The organism is Pseudomonas nitroreducens TX1 (assembly GCF_000313755.1).
Classification (GTDB): domain Bacteria; phylum Pseudomonadota; class Gammaproteobacteria; order Pseudomonadales; family Pseudomonadaceae; genus Pseudomonas; species Pseudomonas nitroreducens_A.
The window spans coordinates 1-16,939 of the sequence record NZ_AMZB01000134.1 but is presented as its reverse complement, the minus strand read 5'-3'; the positions used below and the strand labels follow the sequence as shown (position 1 = coordinate 16,939).

Sequence of the window (16,939 nt, the reverse complement as noted above, 5' to 3'; positions counted from 1 at the left end):
TCACCCACATTTCGAATGCCCGCAGTTGAGACAGGTGGCGCAGCCATCCATCTGCACCACCGCCATGGTGTTGCACTTGCCGCACAACTGGGCGCCGGCGGGGAAGCCTTCGCCGGGTTCGGCCTTGTTGGTGCCCTGGGCGGCTTCGTAGGCAGCGCGTTTTTCGGCCAGATACAGGCGCTGCTCCTCGTCCAGCTGCGGGCCTTCCATCAGGCCGATGGCGACCAGGTGACGCTCCACCACCGCGCCGATCTCGGCCACGATCGACGGCATATAGATGCCGCCGCGCTTGAGGTAGCCGCCGCGCGGGTCGAATACCGCCTTCATCTCTTCCACCAGGAAGGTGCAGTCACCGCCCTTGCGGAATACCGCGGACATGATCCGGGTGAGTGCGACGATCCACTGGAAGTGGTCCATGTTCTTCGAGTTGATGAAGATCTCGAAGGGCCGGCGCTGCTCGTACGGGGTGTCGGGGTTGAGCACCACGTCGTTGATGGTCACGTACAGCGCATGCTCGAACAGCGGCGACTTGATCTTGTAGGTGGCGCCCACCAGCAGCTCGGGGCGCTGCAGGGTTTCGTCCATCTTCACCACGGCGGCGGCCGCGGCGGCTTCCACGCGGGCCTTTTCCTCGGCCACGTCCACCACCTGGAAGCCTTTGATCTTCTGGTTGATCTTGACGCTCATAGCATTCTCCAGGGGTATCAGTACTTGCCGTAATAACCTTCTTTCAAGGCGTCGAAGAGGTTGGCGGCGGTATGGATCTCGCCGTCGTACTCCACTTCCTCGTTGCCCTTGAGTTCCACCACGCTGCCATCTTCCAGCTCGAAGCGGTACAGCGTCTTCTCCAGGTCCGATTCCTTCACCAGCACGCCCTGGAAGGCCGCCGGGTTGAAGCGGAAGGTGGTGCAGCCTTTCAGGCCCTGGCGCCACGCGTAGAGGTAGATGTCCTTGAAGTCCTCGAACGGGTAGTCGGTGGGGACGTTGGCGGTCTTGGAGATCGACGAGTCGATCCACTTCTGCGCGGCGGCCTGGATGTCCACGTGCTGCTGCGGGGTGATGTCGTCGGCGGTGATGAAGTAGTCCGGCAGGCGGTGCTTTTCTTCCTCGGCGCCGGGTACGGCGTGGTTGTCCACCTGGTCGCGGTAGGCCAGCAGCTCGTAGCTGAAGACCGAGATCTTCTCCTTGGTCTTGCGTCCCGCGCGGATCAGGTTGCGCGAATAATGGTGGGCGAAGCTCGGCTCGATGCCGTTGGAGGCGTTGTTGGCCAGGCTCAGGCTGATGGTGCCGGTGGGCGCGATGGAGCTGTGGTGGGTGAAGCGCGCGCCGTGCTCGGCCAGTTCCTCGATCAGCTGCGGTGCATGCTCGGCGACACGCTGCATGTAGCGCGAATACTTGGCGTGCAGCACACGGCCCGCGACCTTGTCGCCGACCTTGATGCCGTCGGCCTTCATTTCCGGGCGCTTGCGCAGCATCTCGGCAGTGACTTCGTATTCCTTGACCAGGGCCGGCGCCGGACCTTTCTCGCGGGACAGCTCCAGCGCCATTTCCCAACCCACCAGGGCCATCTCACGCGCCACTTCCTCGGTGAACACACAGGCTTCCGCGCTGCCATAGCGCAGCTTGAGCAGGGTCAGCGCCGAGCCCAGCCCGAGGAAGCCCATGCCGTGGCGGCGTTTGCCGAGGATTTCCGCGCGCTGCTGTTCCAGCGGCAGGCCGTTGATCTCCACCACGTTGTCGAGCATGCGGGTGAACACCCGGACCACTTCGCGGTAGCGCTCCCAGTCGAAGCGTGCGTTGTCACCAAAGGCGTCGATCACGAAGCTGGTCAGGTTCACCGAGCCCAACAGGCAGGAGCCGTAGGGCGGCAATGGCTGCTCGCCGCAGGGATTGGTGGCGCGGATCGCCTCGCACCACCAGTTGTTGTTCATCTCGTTGACCCGGTCGATGAGGATGAAGCCGGGTTCGGCGTAGTCGTAGGTGGATACCATGATCATGTCCCACAGGTGCCGCGCCTTGACCCGCCCGTAGACCTTGCAGGCCACGCGGCCGTCGTCGCCCACCAGGTAGTCGTCGTGCAGCGGCCAGTCGCGCCAGACCACTTCATCGGCGTTGGCCAGGTCGACCTCGTCGCGCTCCTTCTGGTGAATCGGGAACACCAGTGGCCAGTCCTCGTCGTCCTCCACGGCGTTCATGAAGCCGTCGGTGATCAGCAGGCTGAGGTTGAACTGGCGCAGGCGGCCGTCTTCGCGCTTGGCGCGGATGAACTCGCGCACGTCCGGATGGCTGACATCGAAGGTACCCATCTGCGCGCCGCGCCGCCCGCCGGCGGAACTGACGGTGAAGCACATCTTGTCGTAGATATCCATGAACGACAGCGGCCCGCTGGTATGCGCGCCGGCACCGGAGACGTAGGCGCCGCGCGGGCGCAGGGTACTGAATTCGTAGCCGATGCCGCAGCCGGCCTTGAGCGTCAGCCCGGCCTCGTGGACCTTCTCCAGGATGTCGTCCATGGAGTCGCGGATGATCCCGGAGACGGTGCAGTTGATGGTCGAGGTGGCCGGCTTGTGCCCCTGGGCGCCGGCGTTGGAAATGATCCGTCCGGCCGGGATGGCGCCGTTGCGCAGGGCCCAGAGGAAGCGCTCGTACCAGTGCTCGCGCAGGGCCTTGTTGGCCTCGACGTCGGCGAGGGCGCGGGCGACGCGCTGCCAGGTCTCGTCGACGCTGCCGTCGATGGGGTCTCCGCTCTTCTGCTTGAGGCGGTACTTGCTGTCCCAGATGTCCTGCGAGGCAGGCTGCAGGGCGAGAACTCCTGGGTTGGCGCCGCGTTGGCGCGCATCGGTCTTGGCCATCCGGGAAATAACCTCCTGTCGGTTGGTTGGCAGGCGCAAATGGAGCGCGAGTAGACCCCATATGTAGGCATAGATTCCTGATCACCATCAATATGTTGTGCCAGGAGCCCCCAGACGGAAACGATAGACGGTTGAGCCGAAGGCGTAGGAAAAGATGCGTAAAGCCGACGATTGGCGGGGAGCCAGGGGAGGAAAGGGCGGGAAATTTCGGACAGAGAAGGTGCGGCGATCAGGCGCGGGGATGGCGTTGTGCCGCGCCATCAGGGAACTCAGGTGCGAGCGGAGGCACCCTCTCCCTGAAGGGAGAGGGGACTGTCCTGTGCGAGCTGGCAGCTCAACGTTTGCCGGCTAACCCTGCAGTTTCAAAGCATGCCGAACGGCTCCCTCTCCCTTCGGAGCGGGGCGTGTAGCCAGGGCTGGGAGAGCGGAAACCCAGGCAGAGGAGTTCCCCGAGAACCCCAACTCAGAGCTTCTCCAGGCACCCCGCGAATTCATTCGCCAGGTTGCCCAGCAGCTTCTCGTAGCCCTGGGCATCCACCGTCACGCCCAGGCCCAGGTCATCCAGCTCGGCCAGGCGCACCGGCAGGCCCTGGCTCAGGGTGTCGGCCAGGCGCGGGCGGATCGGCGGTTCGCTGAAGATGCAGGACGGGCCGGCCTTCTGCAGTTGCGCGCGCATGGCCGCCACATGGCGGGCGCCCGGCTGCACATCGGCGGACACGGCGAAGACGCCGGCATGGCGCAGCCCGTAGGCCTCCTCGAAGTAGTCGAAGGCCTCGTGGAAGACGAAGAATGGCTTGCCCTTGAGCGGGTCGATGCGCTGCTTCAGGCGGGCATCCAGGGTCTCCATGCGCTCATCGAAGGCCTTCAGGTTGGCCTGGTAGCGGCTGGCGTTGGCCGGGTCGGCGATCGCCAGATCCTCCGCCATGCGCGCCGCGATGACCTGCGCATTGCTCGGCAAAAGCCACAAATGTGCGTCGATCATGCCGGGGCGGTGATCGTGGTCGTGACCCAGGTCATCGTGGTCATCGCCATGGTCCGGGTGGTTGGACTCACTGAAGTTGGCGAACTTGCGCAGGTGCATGCCGGCCTGGTCCTGCAGGGCGACGCTCGGGCCCTTGCGGCTGTCCAGCACCTTGGGCAGGAAGTTCTCCAGGTCCGGGCCGACCCAGTAGAACAACTGCGCGTCACGCACACGGCGGATATCGGACGGGCGCAGCGAGTAGCTGTGCGGCGAGGCGCCCGGCGGCAGCAGCACGTCCGGCGTGCCCTCGCCGTCCTGGATGGCGGCGGCGATCAGTTGCAGCGGCTTGATGCTGGTCAGCACGCTGACCTCGGCACGCACGGGGAGGCTGAGCAGCAGCGCGCAGGCAGCGGTCAGCAGGGCGACGGGACGGAAGGACACGGCGGCACTCACACAGAGGAGATATGAAAGAGTAATATAATAACGTCTCTGACCCCGAGCGTCGCCGCGCATGTACAAGATCGCCCCGAAGACTCCCCTCGCCTGCCGTCCGCACGACCATGCCAACTGCGTGGCCAGTGCCCTGGCCGACGCCGACGCGCTGTGCGCGCGCCAGGGCGTACGCCTGACCGAACTGCGCCGGCGCGTGCTGGAGTTGGTCTGGGCGAGCCACAAGCCGCTGGGCGCCTACGACATCCTCGCCGTGCTGAGCGAGGAAGACGGCCGCAAGGCAGCACCGCCGACGGTCTACCGCGCGCTGGACTTCCTCCTGGAAAACGGCCTGGTGCACCGCATCGCCTCGCTCAACGCCTTCATCGGCTGCGCGCATCCGGAGCACGCCCATGAAGGCCAGTTCCTGATCTGCCGTGCCTGCCATACCGCCATCGAGCTGGAGCAGCCGGCCATCAGCGAGGCCATCGTCGCCGGCGCCAAGGGCGTCGGCTTCGCCGTGGAAACCCAGACCGTCGAGATCGTCGGCCTCTGTGGCGCCTGCGCTCCCGGCCAGCGGGAGGCGTGATGGGCGACACCTTGATCCGCCTGCAAGGTGTCGGCGTCAGTTACGCCGGCCAGGCGGTACTGCAGAATGTCGACCTGACCATCGCGCCGGGCGAGATCGTCACCCTGATCGGCCCAAACGGCGCCGGCAAGACGACCCTGGTGCGCAGCGTGCTCGGCCTGCTCAAGCCCGACACCGGCAGCGTCTGGCGGGCGCCCAAGCTGTCCATCGGCTACATGCCGCAGAAGCTCCACGTCGACCCGACCCTGCCGCTGACCGTCTTCCGTTTCCTGCGTCTCGTTCCCGGTGTGCAGCGCTCCCACGCGCTTGATGCACTGAAGGAAGTCGGCGCCGCCCACGTCATCGACAAGCCCTTGCAGAGCGTCTCCGGCGGTGAGCTGCAGCGTGTGCTGCTGGCCCGCGCCCTGCTGCGCAAGCCGGAGCTGCTGGTGCTCGACGAGCCCGTGCAGGGCGTCGACGTCGCCGGGCAAGCCGAGCTGTACCGCCTGATCGGTCGCCTGCGCGACCGCCTCGGCTGCGGCGTGCTGATGGTTTCCCACGACCTGCACCTGGTGATGAGCGCCACCGACAAGGTGGTCTGCCTGAACCGCCACGTCTGCTGCTCCGGACATCCGGAACAGGTCAGCGGCGACCCGGCCTTCGTCGAACTGTTCGGCCAGGACGCCCGCAGCCTCGCGGTCTATCACCACCACCACGACCATTCCCACGACCTGCACGGCGAGGTGGTGAAACCTGCCTTCCCCGCCGGCACCCGCTTCACTCCGGTCCACCAGCACGGCCCCGACTGCAACCATGGCTGATTTCCTGCTCAACGCCCTCCTCGCCGGGCTGGCCCTGGCGGTGGTCGCCGGGCCCCTGGGTTCGTTCGTCGTCTGGCGACGCATGGCCTATTTCGGCGACACCCTGTCCCACGCCGCCCTGCTCGGCGTGGCCCTGGGCTTCCTGCTGGACGTCAGCCCGACGCTGGCGGTGACCGTGGGCTGCGTGCTGCTCGCCGTCCTGCTGGTCACCCTGCAGCAGCGCCAGCCACTGGCCGCCGACACCCTGCTCGGCATCCTCGCGCACAGCACGCTGTCGCTGGGCCTGGTGACCCTGAGCTTCATGAAGGAAGTGCGCGTCGACCTGATGGCCTACCTGTTCGGCGACCTGCTCGCCGTCAGCCAGACCGACCTCCTGTGGATCGTCGCCGGCAGCGCGCTGGTGCTGGGGCTGATCTGCTGGCTGTGGCGGCCGCTGCTCGCGATCACCGTGCACGAGGAACTGGCGCGGGTCGAAGGCCTGCCGGTGACCGCCATCCGCCTGGCGCTGATGCTGCTGATCGCCATCGTCATCGCCGTGGCCATGAAGATCGTCGGCGTGCTGCTGATCACCTCGCTGCTGATCATCCCCGCCGCCGCCGCCCAGCGGCATGCGCGCAGCCCTGAACAAATGGCCTTCGGCGCGAGTCTGATCGGCCTGGTGGCGGTGTGCGCCGGGCTCTCGCTGTCCTGGTTCAAGGACACCCCCGCCGGCCCCTCCATAGTCGTCAGTGCGGCGGCCCTGTTCCTGCTGAGTTTTGTCCTGCCGCGCCGGACGGTGTAGAATTTGGCGATTTTTTGATCAAAAGAGACCCTGACGCATGAAGTCGTTCGTCATCCGCCTGTTCGCGCTGATGGCCATGGCGCTGGCCCTTGCGGCCTGCCAGAGCACCGCGAGCAATCCGCCCGCCAGCAGTGGCTTCGAGACCGAACTGGCCGCCGGCCGCCTGGAGTCCGCGCAGCTCGCGCTGGGTTCCGAACAGGAAGACGCCGCCCAGCTCGCCGAGCGCCGCCAGCGCCTGGCCGACGCCTACCTGGAGCGCAGCCGCGCCGCCCTGGCCAAGGGCGACGTCAACGGCGCCACCACCGCCCTGACCCGCGCCCGTTCGCTGATGCCCCGCGCCCCCGGCGTCGCTGCCGACGTGAGCGGCCTGCAGAAGCCCGATATTCCTGCGCCGGCTGCCCAGCCGAACTGCACGCCCTGAGCCCACGGGCGCCCGCCCGGGGCGCCCGTTATTCCCTTTTGTTCCGTGCTTAGCTGAACAAAGATTAATCAGCCATAAAAAAGCAGGTTAAAATGCGCGGTTTTGGCTGACCGCCTACGCTCGTTGCCTACGCCTGTTCATCCGACGGCCCTGGCGGCGAGCGGCGCCTCCCCGTACCCACAAGGTTCGCTACGTGATCGAATTCCACGACGTCCACAAGACCTATCGCGTCGCCGGACGCGATATCCCGGCCCTGCAGCCGACCCGCCTGTCCATCGAGGGCGGCCAGGTGTTCGGCCTGATCGGCCATTCCGGCGCCGGTAAAAGTACCCTGCTGCGCCTGATCAACCGCCTGGAAGAGCCCAGCGGCGGACGCATCGTCATCGACGGCGAAGACATCACCGCCCTGGACGCCGACGGCCTGCGCCGCTTCCGCCAGCGCGTCGGGATGATCTTCCAGCACTTCAACCTGCTGGCCTCCAAGACCGTCGCCGACAACATCGCCATGCCGATGAAGCTCGCCGGCACCTTCAGCGCCACCGAAATCAGCGCGCGGGTGGACGAACTGCTCGAGCGCGTCGGCCTCAAGGACCACGCCCGCAAATACCCGGCGCAGCTCTCCGGCGGCCAGAAGCAGCGCGTCGGCATCGCACGTGCCCTGGCCTGCCGACCGACCATCCTGCTCTGCGACGAGGCCACCAGCGCCCTCGACCCGCAGACCACCGGCCAGGTCCTGCAATTGCTGGCGGAGATCAACCGCGAGCTGAAGCTGACCATCGTCCTGATCACCCACGAGATGGACGTGATCCGCCGCGTCTGCGACCAGGTGGCGGTGATGGATGCCGGGCGCATCGTCGAACAGGGCGAGGTCGCCGACGTGTTCCTCCATCCGCAGCACGACACCACCCGCCGTTTCGTCTTCGAGGCCGAGCGAGTCGACGAGGACGAGCAGCACGATGACTTCGCCCACGTGCCGGGCCGCATCCTGCGCCTGACCTTCCGTGGCGAGGCGACCTACGCGCCGCTGCTGGGCACCGTTGCGCGCCAGACCGGCGTGGACTACAGCATCCTTGCCGGGCGCATCGACCGCATCAAGGACCAGCCCTACGGCCAGCTCACCCTGTCCCTGGTGGGCGGTGACATCGAAGCCGCCCTGGCGCAGCTCAACGCTGCCGACGTCCATGTGGAGGTGCTGCGCGCATGAACGACTTCTTCGTGAATATCGACTGGTCGGAAATCCTCCAGGCCAGCCTCGACACCTTCTGGATGCTCGGCGGTTCGCTGCTGTTCACCGTCATCCTCGGCCTGCCGCTGGGCGTGCTGCTGTTCCTCACCGGGCCCAAGCAGATGTTCGCCAACCGTGGCATCTACGGCGTGCTGGCGTTCATCGTCAACGTGCTGCGTTCGCTGCCGTTCATCATCCTTCTGATCGTGTTGATCCCGCTGACGGTGATCCTGGTCGGCACGTCGCTGGGCGTCGCCGGGGCCATCCCGCCGCTCGTGGTCGGTGCCACGCCGTTCTTCGCGCGCCTGGTGGAAACCGCCCTGCGCGAGGTGGACAAGGGCATCATCGAGGCGACCCAGGCCATGGGCGCCACCACCCGCCAGATCATCTGGAACGCCCTGCTGCCCGAGGCCCGTCCGGGCATCATCGCCGCCATCACCGTCACCGCCATCACCCTGGTGTCCTACACCGCGATGGCAGGCGTGGTGGGCGCCGGCGGCCTCGGCGACCTGGCGATCCGCTACGGCTACCAACGCTTCCAGGACGACGTGATGCTGCTCACCGTGGTGATGCTGGTGGTCCTCGTCCAGATCCTGCAGACCGTCGGCGACAAGCTGGTGGTCCACTATTCCCGCAAATAACCGCAGGGCCCGCCGGATGCGGGCCGACCAAGGAGCCAAGCATGAAGAAACTGTTCGCCGCGTTCGCTGCCGCCGCCGTCATCGGCGCCCCGCTGGCCCAGGCCGCCGACAGCCTGACCGTTGCCGCCACCCCGGTGCCGCACGCCGAGATCCTCAACTTCGTCAAACCCATCCTGGCCAAGGAAGGGGTTGAACTGAAGGTGAAGGAATTCACCGACTACGTGCAGCCCAACACCCAGGTCGCCGAAAAGCGCCTGGACGCCAACTTCTTCCAGCACCAGCCGTACCTGGATGAGTTCAACAAGACCAAGGGCACCAGCCTGACCGCCGTCACCGGCGTACACATCGAGCCGCTGGGCGCCTACTCCACCAAGTTCAAGAAGCTCGAAGAGCTGCCCTCGGGCGCCACCGTGGTGATCCCCAACGACGCCACCAATGGCGGCCGCGCCCTGCTGCTGCTGGACAAGGTCGGTGTGATCAAGCTCAAGGACAACAAGTCCATCACCGCCACCCCGAAAGACATCGTCGAGAATCCGAAGAACATCAAGGTGCGTGAGCTGGAAGCGGCCACCCTGCCGCGCGTGCTGACCCAGGTCGACCTCGCCCTGATCAACACCAACTACGCCCTGGAAGCCAAGCTGAACCCCACCCAGGACGCGCTGGCCATCGAAGGCGCCGACTCGCCCTACGTGAACATCCTTGTTGCCCGCCCGGACAACAAGGACAGTGCCGCCATGCAGAAGCTGGCCGCCGCCCTGCACAGCCCCGAGGTGAGGCAGTTCATCCTCGAGAAGTACAAGGGCGCCGTCGTTCCGGCGTTCTGATCGCCGCGAAGCTGACGCTCAAGAAAAGCCCGGTCGATTGACTGGGCTTTTTCGTTTCCGGCGTTCCGTTTTCCGGCGCGTGGGCTCCGGAGTGTGGGCCTGGGGCTTTTCGTAGGAGCGAGCTTGCTCGCGAACCCGTCCAACACTGTTCGGCGAGCAAGCTCGCTCCTACTATCGCGGCGGGGCCTGCCCTCTCTCCCTGCCCTGGCTGTGCACCTGCTCCGAAGGGAGAGAGCTGTCCGCGCCGGCTAACGCAGTGGTTTCACCCTGCGCCGAACGGTCCCCTCTCCCTTCAGGGAGAGGGTTAGGGAGAGGGAATATCTCGGCACGGACTTTTAGAGAAAAGACCCCGTTGCTCCTACCTTGACGCGCAACACCCCAGCGCTTTGAGCAAATTTTCGCCAACCTTCCTTGCATATTTTCCATGCGGCAAAGGCATCGGTTTTTCATCGATTCTCGCAAAGCCACGGCTGCCGGGGCCTGCAGCGATCCGGCAAAAACATATAGCACCGAAAGTTATTTAAATAATAGAAACAATCACTTCAAGAGCTAAGACGCTCCACCAATCATGCAGGTCCGTTCCAAGCGCGTCTTAGAGCCGCGCAGACCTGCAAGGAGATCGTTCATGGCTCAAACCCAGCATGCCCTCGCGCCGGATGCTTTCCTGCGCCACGTGCCCGGCGGCGACCTGGTCGATCTCGGCCGTCCGCTGCGCCACGCGCTGGAGCTGGGCCGCCATGTGCCGGCAAAAGCCCGCGCGCTGAGCCGCCGCGAAGCCGTCCTGCTCGGTCTGTTCGCCCTGACGTTGCACGGCGCGGTGATCTACTGGCTGAGCCAGCAGCCCACGCCGAAGTTGCCGGAGGTGCCACCGCAGGTGCCGCCGATGACCATCGAATTCACCGCGCCGACGCCGCCGGTGGTCGAACCGCCGCCGCCCGAACCGATTCCCGAGCCGGTGGTGCAGGAGCCGCCACCCCCGGTGGTGGACGAGAACGCGGTGAAACCTCCGCCGCCCAAACCGATTCCCAAACCCAAGCCCAAACCGGTGGCCAAGCCCAAACCCGTGCCCAAGCCGGTCGAGCAACCCACGCCGCCCAAGGCCGAAACCCCGCCGCCGCAACCGGCACCACCCGCTCCGCCAGCGCCGGCCCCGGCACCGCTGACGCCGCCCTCGGCCAGTGCCGGATACCTGAAGAACCCGGCGCCGGAATACCCGCCGCTGGCCCAGCGCCGTGGCTGGGAAGGCACCGTGCTGCTGCGGGTGCATGTGCTCGCCAGCGGTAGCCCGAGCGAAATCCAGGTGCAGAAGAGCAGCGGTCGCGACGCCCTGGACGATGCCGCGGTGCGCGCGGTGAAACGCTGGAGCTTCGTCCCCGCCAAGCGCGGCGACGTCGCCCAGGACGGCTGGGTCAGCGTACCCATCGATTTCAAATTGCATTGATTCAACTTGCCCAGATCAGCCGCACGAGAATCGCGGAAGGAGAACACCCATGAGTCTGCCCCTTAACCCCCTGGAATCCGTCGAAGGCGCAGTCATCTGGCTGCTGGTCGGCTTCTCCGTCGTCACCTGGGCCCTGGCCCTGGTGAAAGGCGTCCAGTTCACCCGCCAGAAATCCCAGGACAAGCGTTTCCAGAAGCAGTTCTGGAGCGCCACCAGCCTCGAATCGGCCGGTGACCAGGCCGCCGGCAAGCCCGGCGCCGGAGCCCGCGTGGCCCAGGCCGGCTTCGCCGCCATCCAGGTGCAGGACCACGGCCAGCCGGACCTCGCCCAATCGATCAATCACCAGGACCGCCTCGAACGCGCCCTGCGCCAGCAGATCCAGCGCGAGCGCCGCTCCCTGGAATCGGGCCTGGCGGTGCTCGCCTCGATCGGTTCCACCTCGCCCTTCATCGGCCTCTTCGGCACCGTGTGGGGCATCATGGAAGCGCTCAAGGGCATCAGCGCGGCGGGCTCGGCGAGCCTGGAAACCGTGGCTGGCCCCATCGGTAGCGCGCTGATCGCCACCGGCGTGGGTATCGCCGTCGCAGTGCCAGCGGTGCTGGTCTACAACTACTTCCTGCGTCGCCTGAAGCTCACCGCGGCCGACCTCGACGACTTCGCCCACGACTTCTACAGCCTCGCGCAGAAGAGCGCCTTCCGCGTCGTCACCCTGCCCACCGCCGCGCGCAAACCGGCTGCCGGCGCCAGCGTGAAGGAGGCGAGCTGACATGGCCTTCTCGACCCAGGACAGCGACGAGGTTCTCTCCGAGATCAACGTCACCCCGCTGGTGGACGTGATGCTGGTGCTGCTGGTGGTGTTCATCGTCACCGCGCCGCTGCTGACCAACGCCATCCCGATCAACCTGCCCAAGACCGAAGCAGTCGCCCCGCCGGAGCAGAAGGACCCGCTGGTGGTCAGCATCGACGGCGCGGGCAAGTGGTTCATCAACAAGGACGAGATCCAGCCCGAGCTGCTGCAGGGCAACCTGGCGGCGGCAAAGGCCAAGGATGCCGAGGTCCGCGTGCAATTGCAGGCCGACGAGACCGTGAACTACGGCCAGGTGGCCAAGGCCATGGCCTCCATCGAGAAGGCGGGCATTACCAAACTGGCGGTGATCACCGCGCGCTGAGGAACCTGTAAGACGCCTGAAACAGAGCGGGTGTAGAAAGGGACCTCCACAACGTACCGAGCTTCAAGGCCGCTCTCCCAATACTCAGGCAGGGGTGAGCGGCCTTTTTTTATCCGCACACTACGCGCCCCCACGCCGATATTTACCGATCGCGTAGGAGCGAACTCCGTCCGCGATGTCCAATCGTCCAGTTCCGAGCGGCCGGAAATCGATCGCGGACGGAGTCCGCTCCTACGTTCGCCGGGCAGCCTACAGAACCGTAGGGCGGATAACGCTGGCGCGTTATGCGCCCTACGAGAGCGCAAGCGGCCCTGCGCCGGCCAAATCACCCGCCGTTCGTCGTCCTCCGCGCCCTGGCAATAAACCTATGCCTTTCAGGCCCTTCCGTGGCCGCCGCAGTTCTACTAAGTTGAGGACAGTCTGGAGACCTGAGGGGTACCGCATGACATCGTCTCCCGCTTCGGAAGGCCCGTTCTATCCGCCGACACTGGGGGTGCCGGAACGCTTCACACCCGCACAGCTGCGCGCCTCGCTCGATATCACCATGAGCGAACACGGCGCCGGTCCCGTGTGGCTGTTCGCCTACGGCTCGCTGATCTGGCGCCCGGAATTCCCGGTGGCCGAGGCGCGCCGTGCGAGGGTGCATGGCTACCACCGCGGGCTGTACCTGTGGTCCCTCACCCACCGCGGCACCCCGGAAGCGCCGGGCCTGGTGCTCGGCCTGGATCGTGGCGGCTCCTGCGCCGGCTTCGCCTTCCGCCTGCCCGACGAGAACCTCGACGCCAACCTCTACGCGCTCTGGGAACGGGAGATGCCCTACGCCTCCTACCGCCCGGAGTGGCTGAATTGCCGCCTCGACGACGGCACCCGCGTGCGCGCCCTGGGCTTCGTCCTCGAACGCCACCTGCCCAGCTACGCCGGCTCCCTGCCGGACAACATCGTCGAGCACGTCCTGGCCAGCGCCCAGGGCCACTTCGGTACCACCCGCGACTATGTCGAGCAGACTGCCAAGGCGCTGCGCGAATACGCCATGCCCGACCTCAACCTGGAAGGCATCCTGGCGCGCTGCTGCCCGCTGCGCCGGGTGCAGGACTAAGCGCTTATAGCCGTTTGCTTAGTTGTGATACTGCATAAGCAAAGAATTTCTTATTCCTTAACGCACATTAAAACCCTCCCTAGAATGTCTTCCCATGACCATTCGAGAGGGCCGATCCATGCGCAATGAACGCATCCGCTACCTGATCGTGCCGGGCTGGCACGGTTCCGACGACGCGCACTGGCAAAGCCACTGGCAGCGCGCCCTGCCGAACGCCGCGCGGGTGCAGCAGCAGGACTGGATCACCCCGCAGCACAACGACTGGGTCGCCGAACTGGACCGCGAGATCCGCCGGGAACCGGGCCGCGTGGTGCTGATCGCCCACAGCCTGGGTTGCGTCACCGTCGCCTCCTGGGCGGCTCGCGCCGACCGCCGCACCCTGGCACAGGTCGCCGGTGCCCTGCTGGTCGCCCCGGCCGACGTGGAGCGGGAAACCTGCCACGAAGCCCTGCGCAACTTTGCCCCCATCGCCACACAGACGCTGCCCTTTCCCGCCGTGCTGGTGGGGTCGGACAACGACGCCGCCTGCAGCCCGCAGCGCGCGCTGATCCTTGGCCGTGCCTGGGGCAGCGAGACGGTGATCCTGCCCTCCGCCGGGCACATCAACGTGAAATCCGGCCACGGCGCCTGGGAATCGGGCTACCGTCATCTGTATCGCCTGCAGTACCTGATCGACCAGCAATCGCGCCAGCGCGCCTGATCCCACCCATGAGGCGCGCGGTGTGACGTCCGCGCCTATCCCCTCCTGGCGCGGATTCGGCTAGGGTGAGGCATAGCCCCACGCCGGAGACCGCCATGCCACCGTTGCACGACCTGTCCGCCGTCGAACTGCTGGCCCTGTATCGCTCGCACCAGTTGTCCCCCGTCGAGTACCTGGAGCACCTGATCGCCCACATCGACCGCTGGGAGCCCCGGCTCTGCGCGCTCTACGCCTTCGACCCGCAGCGGGCGATGGAGCAGGCGCGACGCTCCGAGGCGCGGTGGATTCGCTGCGCGCCCTGCGGCGAGCTGGATGGCGTGCCGGTGACCATCAAGGAGCTGATCGCCACCCGTGGCGACCCGATTCCCCAGGGCAGCGCAGCCACCGTGCTGCAGCCGTCCGTCGGCGATGCACCACCCGCCGCGCGGATGTTCGAGGCCGGCGCGATCCTGCTGGGCAAGACCACGGTGCCGGACTTCGGCATGCTCTCCTCCGGGCTTTCCAGCTTCCACGAACTGGCGCGCAACCCCTGGGACCTGCGCATGAACCCGGGCGGCTCCAGCGCCGGCGCCGCCTCGGCCGCCGCCGCTGGCTACGGGCCGCTGCACATCGGTACCGACATCGGCGGCTCGGTGCGCCTGCCGGCGGGCTGGTGCGGCCTGGTCGGTTTCAAGCCGAGCTTCGGGCGCATTCCCATCGATCCTTACTACACCGGGCGCTGCGCCGGCCCCATGACCCGTACCCTGGATGATGCGGCGCTGATGATGAAGCACCTGGCCCGCCCGGACTGGCGCGACGCCACGTCCCTGCCGCCGGCGGACCTGGACTGGCACATCGAGCCGCTGGATGTGCAGGGCCTGCGCATCGGCCTGCAACTCGATCCGGGTTGCGGCCTGCAACCGAAGCCGGAAGTCCGTGCCGCCGTCGAGGCGGTTGCCCGGCGCTTCGCCAACGCAGGCGCGGAGATAGTCGAAGTGCAACCGATCCTCGACCGCGAGCTGCTCGACGGCCTCGACAAGTTCTGGCGCGCACGCCTCTGGGCCGAGCTGGAAAACCTGCCGCGCGAACGCCAGGCCAAGGTCCTGCCCTACATCTACCAATGGGCCGAAGCCGGCGCCTCGGTCAGCGGGGCCGACGCGGTGCGCGGCTACAACCGCACGTTCGACATACGTCGACGGGCTGCCGAGCAGTTCCATGAAGTAGACTTCCTGCTCTCGCCGACCAACCAGGTCGCCGCCTTCCCGGCCGAATGGGCCTCACCCACCAACGACCCGGCGCAGCCCTTCGAGCACATCGGCTTCACCGTGCCCTGGAACATGTCCGAGCAACCGGCACTCTCGATCAACTGCGGGTTCACCAGCGCCGGCATGCCCATCGGCCTGCAGATCGTTGGCCCGCGCTTCGCCGACATCGAGGTGCTGCGCCTGGGAAAAGCTTACGAACATTGGCGCGGGCCCATTCACAACTGGCCACAGCCGCCGGGAGCCAACTAGGCTCAAGCCCACCGCCGACCACAAGGACTCGATCGCGCGCCCATGCAGTACTCCGCCTACATCGCACACCTGCTGGTGGTCATCCAGTTGCTGGGGATAGTCGCTGCCGTCCACGCCGTGCTCAGCGTGCGCACCGCGCAGGGCGCCATCGCCTGGGCGACCTCGCTGGTGTTCATGCCGCTGCTGACGCTGGTGCCCTATCTGGTATTCGGTCGCAGCCGCTTCGACGCCTACATCGGCGCACGCCGGCAGGCCAACGAGGAAATGCACGTGGCCGCCGCCGAACTGGACTGGCGGCCCTGGGTGGAAGAAGCCCTCGCCGCCCGCCAGTACCACGCCTACAAGTCGCTCAAGGCCATGGTCGCCCTGGCGCGCATGCCGACGCTGGCGAACAACAAGGTGCGTCTGCTGGTGAACGGCAAGGCTTCCTTCGAGGCGATGTTCGAGGCCATTTCCAGCGCGCGGAAAGTCATCCTGGTGCAGTTCTTCATCGTCCGCGACGACGCCCTGGGCCAGCGACTCGCACAGTTGCTGCTGGAGCGCGCGGCCAACGGCGTGGACGTGTTCCTTCTGTATGACGGCATTGGCAGTCATGCGCTGTCGCGCCGCTACATCGAGCGCCTGCGCCAAAGCGGTGTGCAGGTGCATGCCTTCAGCACCGGCAGCGGAATGATCAACCGTTTCCAGGTGAACTTCCGCAACCACCGCAAGATCGTGGTGGTCGATGGCGTGCGCGGCTTCGTTGGCGGGCACAACGTCGGCGTCGAATACCTGGGCGAGAAACCGCCGCTGGCGCCCTGGCGCGACACCCACATCGAGCTGCACGGCCCCGCCGTGGCCTGCCTGCAGGAGTGCTTCGCCGAAGACTGGTTCTGGGCCACCCACGCGCTGCCGACGCTGATCCTGCCCGACGGCTACGACGACGCCGGGATGCTCTGCCAGGTGGTGCCCAGCGGCCCGGCGGACACCCAGGAAACCTGCTCGCTGTTCTTCGTCGAGTCGATCAACGCGGCGGTGGAGCGGGTGTGGATCACCACGCCGTACTTCGTCCCGGACGAAGCCGTCGCCGCCGCCCTGCGCCTGGCGGTGCTGCGCGGCGTCGACGTGCGCATCCTGCTGCCCTCGCGGCCGGACCACAAGACGGTCTACGCCGCATCCAGCCTGTATGCGCTGGAGGCCGTGCGCGCCGGCGTACGGGTGTTCCGCTACCAGCCGGGGTTCCTGCACCAGAAGGTGGTGCTGATCGACCACGACAGCGCCGCCGTGGGTAGCGCCAACCTGGACAACCGCTCCTTCCGCCTGAACTTCGAGATCATGGTGATCACCGTCGACGAAGGCTTCGCCCGCGACGTGGAAAGCATGCTGGAAGAGGATTTCGCGCAATCGGTGGAGATGACCCTGGACGACCGCAAGCGCGTGCACCGGTTGCAACAGTTGGGGATGCGGGTGGCGCGGTTGGTGTCGCCGATTCTCTGAAGGTTCGGAGCGGCGATGTTCGCGAGCAAGCTCGCTCCTAC

General features: G+C 66.5%; 17 protein-coding genes. 14 read left to right on the top strand and 3 right to left on the bottom strand.

The features are described from left to right. From C167_RS0125960 to znuA, 3 genes are all read right to left on the bottom strand, one after another. Nucleotides 1–687, bottom strand: coding sequence for an NrdJb (locus C167_RS0125960; RefSeq protein ID WP_017521239.1), 687 nt, complete (start codon nucleotides 685–687; stop codon nucleotides 1–3). A gap of 17 nt (nucleotides 688–704) precedes the next feature. Next, a complete protein-coding gene (locus C167_RS0125955) occupies nucleotides 705–2,852 on the bottom strand; it encodes an adenosylcobalamin-dependent ribonucleoside-diphosphate reductase (RefSeq protein WP_017521238.1) in 2,148 nt (715 codons plus the stop codon). A gap of 463 nt (nucleotides 2,853–3,315) precedes the next feature. Continuing rightward, complete coding sequence (gene znuA, locus C167_RS0125950; RefSeq protein ID WP_017521237.1) at nucleotides 3,316–4,254, bottom strand: zinc ABC transporter substrate-binding protein ZnuA; 939 nt, start codon at nucleotides 4,252–4,254, stop codon at nucleotides 3,316–3,318. Between the two features lie 70 nt (nucleotides 4,255–4,324). Between znuA and zur the strand changes: the two genes are divergently transcribed. The 14 genes from zur to cls all read left to right on the top strand — a co-directional run bounded on the left by zur (nucleotide 4,325) and on the right by cls (nucleotide 16,898). Continuing rightward, entirely contained in the window at nucleotides 4,325–4,831 is a 507-nt protein-coding gene (zur, locus tag C167_RS0125945) for a zinc uptake transcriptional repressor Zur (RefSeq protein ID WP_017521236.1), read from the top strand. Next, on the top strand, nucleotides 4,831–5,631 hold the full coding sequence (gene znuC / locus C167_RS0125940; protein ID WP_017521235.1) for a zinc ABC transporter ATP-binding protein ZnuC: 801 nt from the start codon (nucleotides 4,831–4,833) through the stop codon (nucleotides 5,629–5,631). The genes zur and znuC overlap by 1 nt, the downstream gene beginning before the upstream one ends. Next, nucleotides 5,624–6,412, top strand: a complete 789-nt coding sequence (znuB, locus tag C167_RS0125935) for a zinc ABC transporter permease subunit ZnuB (RefSeq protein WP_017521234.1) — start codon at nucleotides 5,624–5,626, stop codon at nucleotides 6,410–6,412. The genes znuC and znuB overlap by 8 nt, the downstream gene beginning before the upstream one ends. A gap of 37 nt (nucleotides 6,413–6,449) precedes the next feature. After that, on the top strand, nucleotides 6,450–6,833 hold the full coding sequence (locus tag C167_RS0125930) for a hypothetical protein (RefSeq protein WP_017521233.1): 384 nt from the start codon (nucleotides 6,450–6,452) through the stop codon (nucleotides 6,831–6,833). Nucleotides 6,834–7,026: 193 nt separating this feature from the next. Next, a complete protein-coding gene (locus C167_RS0125925; protein ID WP_017521232.1) occupies nucleotides 7,027–8,037 on the top strand; it encodes a methionine ABC transporter ATP-binding protein in 1,011 nt (336 codons plus the stop codon). Continuing rightward, on the top strand, nucleotides 8,034–8,699 hold the full coding sequence (locus C167_RS0125920; RefSeq protein ID WP_017521231.1) for a methionine ABC transporter permease: 666 nt from the start codon (nucleotides 8,034–8,036) through the stop codon (nucleotides 8,697–8,699). The genes C167_RS0125925 and C167_RS0125920 overlap by 4 nt, the downstream gene beginning before the upstream one ends. A gap of 41 nt (nucleotides 8,700–8,740) precedes the next feature. Further along, nucleotides 8,741–9,523 carry a MetQ/NlpA family ABC transporter substrate-binding protein gene (locus C167_RS0125915; protein ID WP_017521230.1) on the top strand — a complete coding sequence of 261 codons (783 nt, stop codon included), beginning with the start codon at nucleotides 8,741–8,743 and terminating at the stop codon, nucleotides 9,521–9,523. A gap of 625 nt (nucleotides 9,524–10,148) precedes the next feature. After that, a complete protein-coding gene (locus tag C167_RS0125910) occupies nucleotides 10,149–10,964 on the top strand; it encodes an energy transducer TonB (RefSeq protein ID WP_017521229.1) in 816 nt (271 codons plus the stop codon). A 49-nt stretch (nucleotides 10,965–11,013) separates the two neighbouring features. Then, the gene (locus C167_RS0125905) at nucleotides 11,014–11,730 is read left to right on the top strand and encodes a MotA/TolQ/ExbB proton channel family protein (RefSeq protein WP_017521228.1); all 717 of its coding nucleotides are present in this window, start codon (nucleotides 11,014–11,016) and stop codon (nucleotides 11,728–11,730) included. Nucleotide 11,731: 1 nt separating this feature from the next. Then, complete coding sequence (locus C167_RS0125900) at nucleotides 11,732–12,133, top strand: ExbD/TolR family protein (protein ID WP_017521227.1); 402 nt, start codon at nucleotides 11,732–11,734, stop codon at nucleotides 12,131–12,133. A gap of 442 nt (nucleotides 12,134–12,575) precedes the next feature. Further along, nucleotides 12,576–13,229 carry a gamma-glutamylcyclotransferase gene (locus tag C167_RS0125895; RefSeq protein ID WP_017521226.1) on the top strand — a complete coding sequence of 218 codons (654 nt, stop codon included), beginning with the start codon at nucleotides 12,576–12,578 and terminating at the stop codon, nucleotides 13,227–13,229. Between the two features lie 118 nt (nucleotides 13,230–13,347). Then, on the top strand, nucleotides 13,348–13,929 hold the full coding sequence (locus tag C167_RS0125890; protein WP_017521225.1) for an alpha/beta hydrolase: 582 nt from the start codon (nucleotides 13,348–13,350) through the stop codon (nucleotides 13,927–13,929). Between the two features lie 95 nt (nucleotides 13,930–14,024). Continuing rightward, nucleotides 14,025–15,422 (top strand): amidase, encoded by a 1,398-nt coding sequence (locus tag C167_RS0125885; protein WP_017521224.1) that lies wholly within the window; start codon nucleotides 14,025–14,027, stop codon nucleotides 15,420–15,422. A gap of 42 nt (nucleotides 15,423–15,464) precedes the next feature. Then, nucleotides 15,465–16,898 (top strand): cardiolipin synthase, encoded by a 1,434-nt coding sequence (cls, locus tag C167_RS0125880; protein WP_017521223.1) that lies wholly within the window; start codon nucleotides 15,465–15,467, stop codon nucleotides 16,896–16,898. Nucleotides 16,899–16,939: the final 41 nt, after the last annotated feature.

What these genes read in the sequence shown, in the direction of transcription:
- znuC (WP_017521235.1), top strand. Translation starts at nt 4,831, where the DNA reads ATGGGCGACACCTTGATCCGCCTGCAAGGTGTCGGCGTCAGTTACGCC.
- C167_RS0125960 (WP_017521239.1), bottom strand. Translation starts at nt 687, where the DNA reads ATGAGCGTCAAGATCAACCAGAAGATCAAAGGCTTCCAGGTGGTGGAC.
- C167_RS0125915 (WP_017521230.1), top strand. Translation starts at nt 8,741, where the DNA reads ATGAAGAAACTGTTCGCCGCGTTCGCTGCCGCCGCCGTCATCGGCGCC.
- C167_RS0125920 (WP_017521231.1), top strand. Translation starts at nt 8,034, where the DNA reads ATGAACGACTTCTTCGTGAATATCGACTGGTCGGAAATCCTCCAGGCC.
- C167_RS0125910 (WP_017521229.1), top strand. Translation starts at nt 10,149, where the DNA reads ATGGCTCAAACCCAGCATGCCCTCGCGCCGGATGCTTTCCTGCGCCAC.
- C167_RS0125895 (WP_017521226.1), top strand. Translation starts at nt 12,576, where the DNA reads ATGACATCGTCTCCCGCTTCGGAAGGCCCGTTCTATCCGCCGACACTG.
- C167_RS0125955 (WP_017521238.1), bottom strand. Translation starts at nt 2,852, where the DNA reads ATGGCCAAGACCGATGCGCGCCAACGCGGCGCCAACCCAGGAGTTCTC.
- C167_RS0125885 (WP_017521224.1), top strand. Translation starts at nt 14,025, where the DNA reads ATGCCACCGTTGCACGACCTGTCCGCCGTCGAACTGCTGGCCCTGTAT.
- cls (WP_017521223.1), top strand. Translation starts at nt 15,465, where the DNA reads ATGCAGTACTCCGCCTACATCGCACACCTGCTGGTGGTCATCCAGTTG.
- C167_RS0125900 (WP_017521227.1), top strand. Translation starts at nt 11,732, where the DNA reads ATGGCCTTCTCGACCCAGGACAGCGACGAGGTTCTCTCCGAGATCAAC.
- znuB (WP_017521234.1), top strand. Translation starts at nt 5,624, where the DNA reads ATGGCTGATTTCCTGCTCAACGCCCTCCTCGCCGGGCTGGCCCTGGCG.
- C167_RS0125905 (WP_017521228.1), top strand. Translation starts at nt 11,014, where the DNA reads ATGAGTCTGCCCCTTAACCCCCTGGAATCCGTCGAAGGCGCAGTCATC.
- zur (WP_017521236.1), top strand. Translation starts at nt 4,325, where the DNA reads ATGTACAAGATCGCCCCGAAGACTCCCCTCGCCTGCCGTCCGCACGAC.
- C167_RS0125890 (WP_017521225.1), top strand. Translation starts at nt 13,348, where the DNA reads ATGCGCAATGAACGCATCCGCTACCTGATCGTGCCGGGCTGGCACGGT.
- C167_RS0125930 (WP_017521233.1), top strand. Translation starts at nt 6,450, where the DNA reads ATGAAGTCGTTCGTCATCCGCCTGTTCGCGCTGATGGCCATGGCGCTG.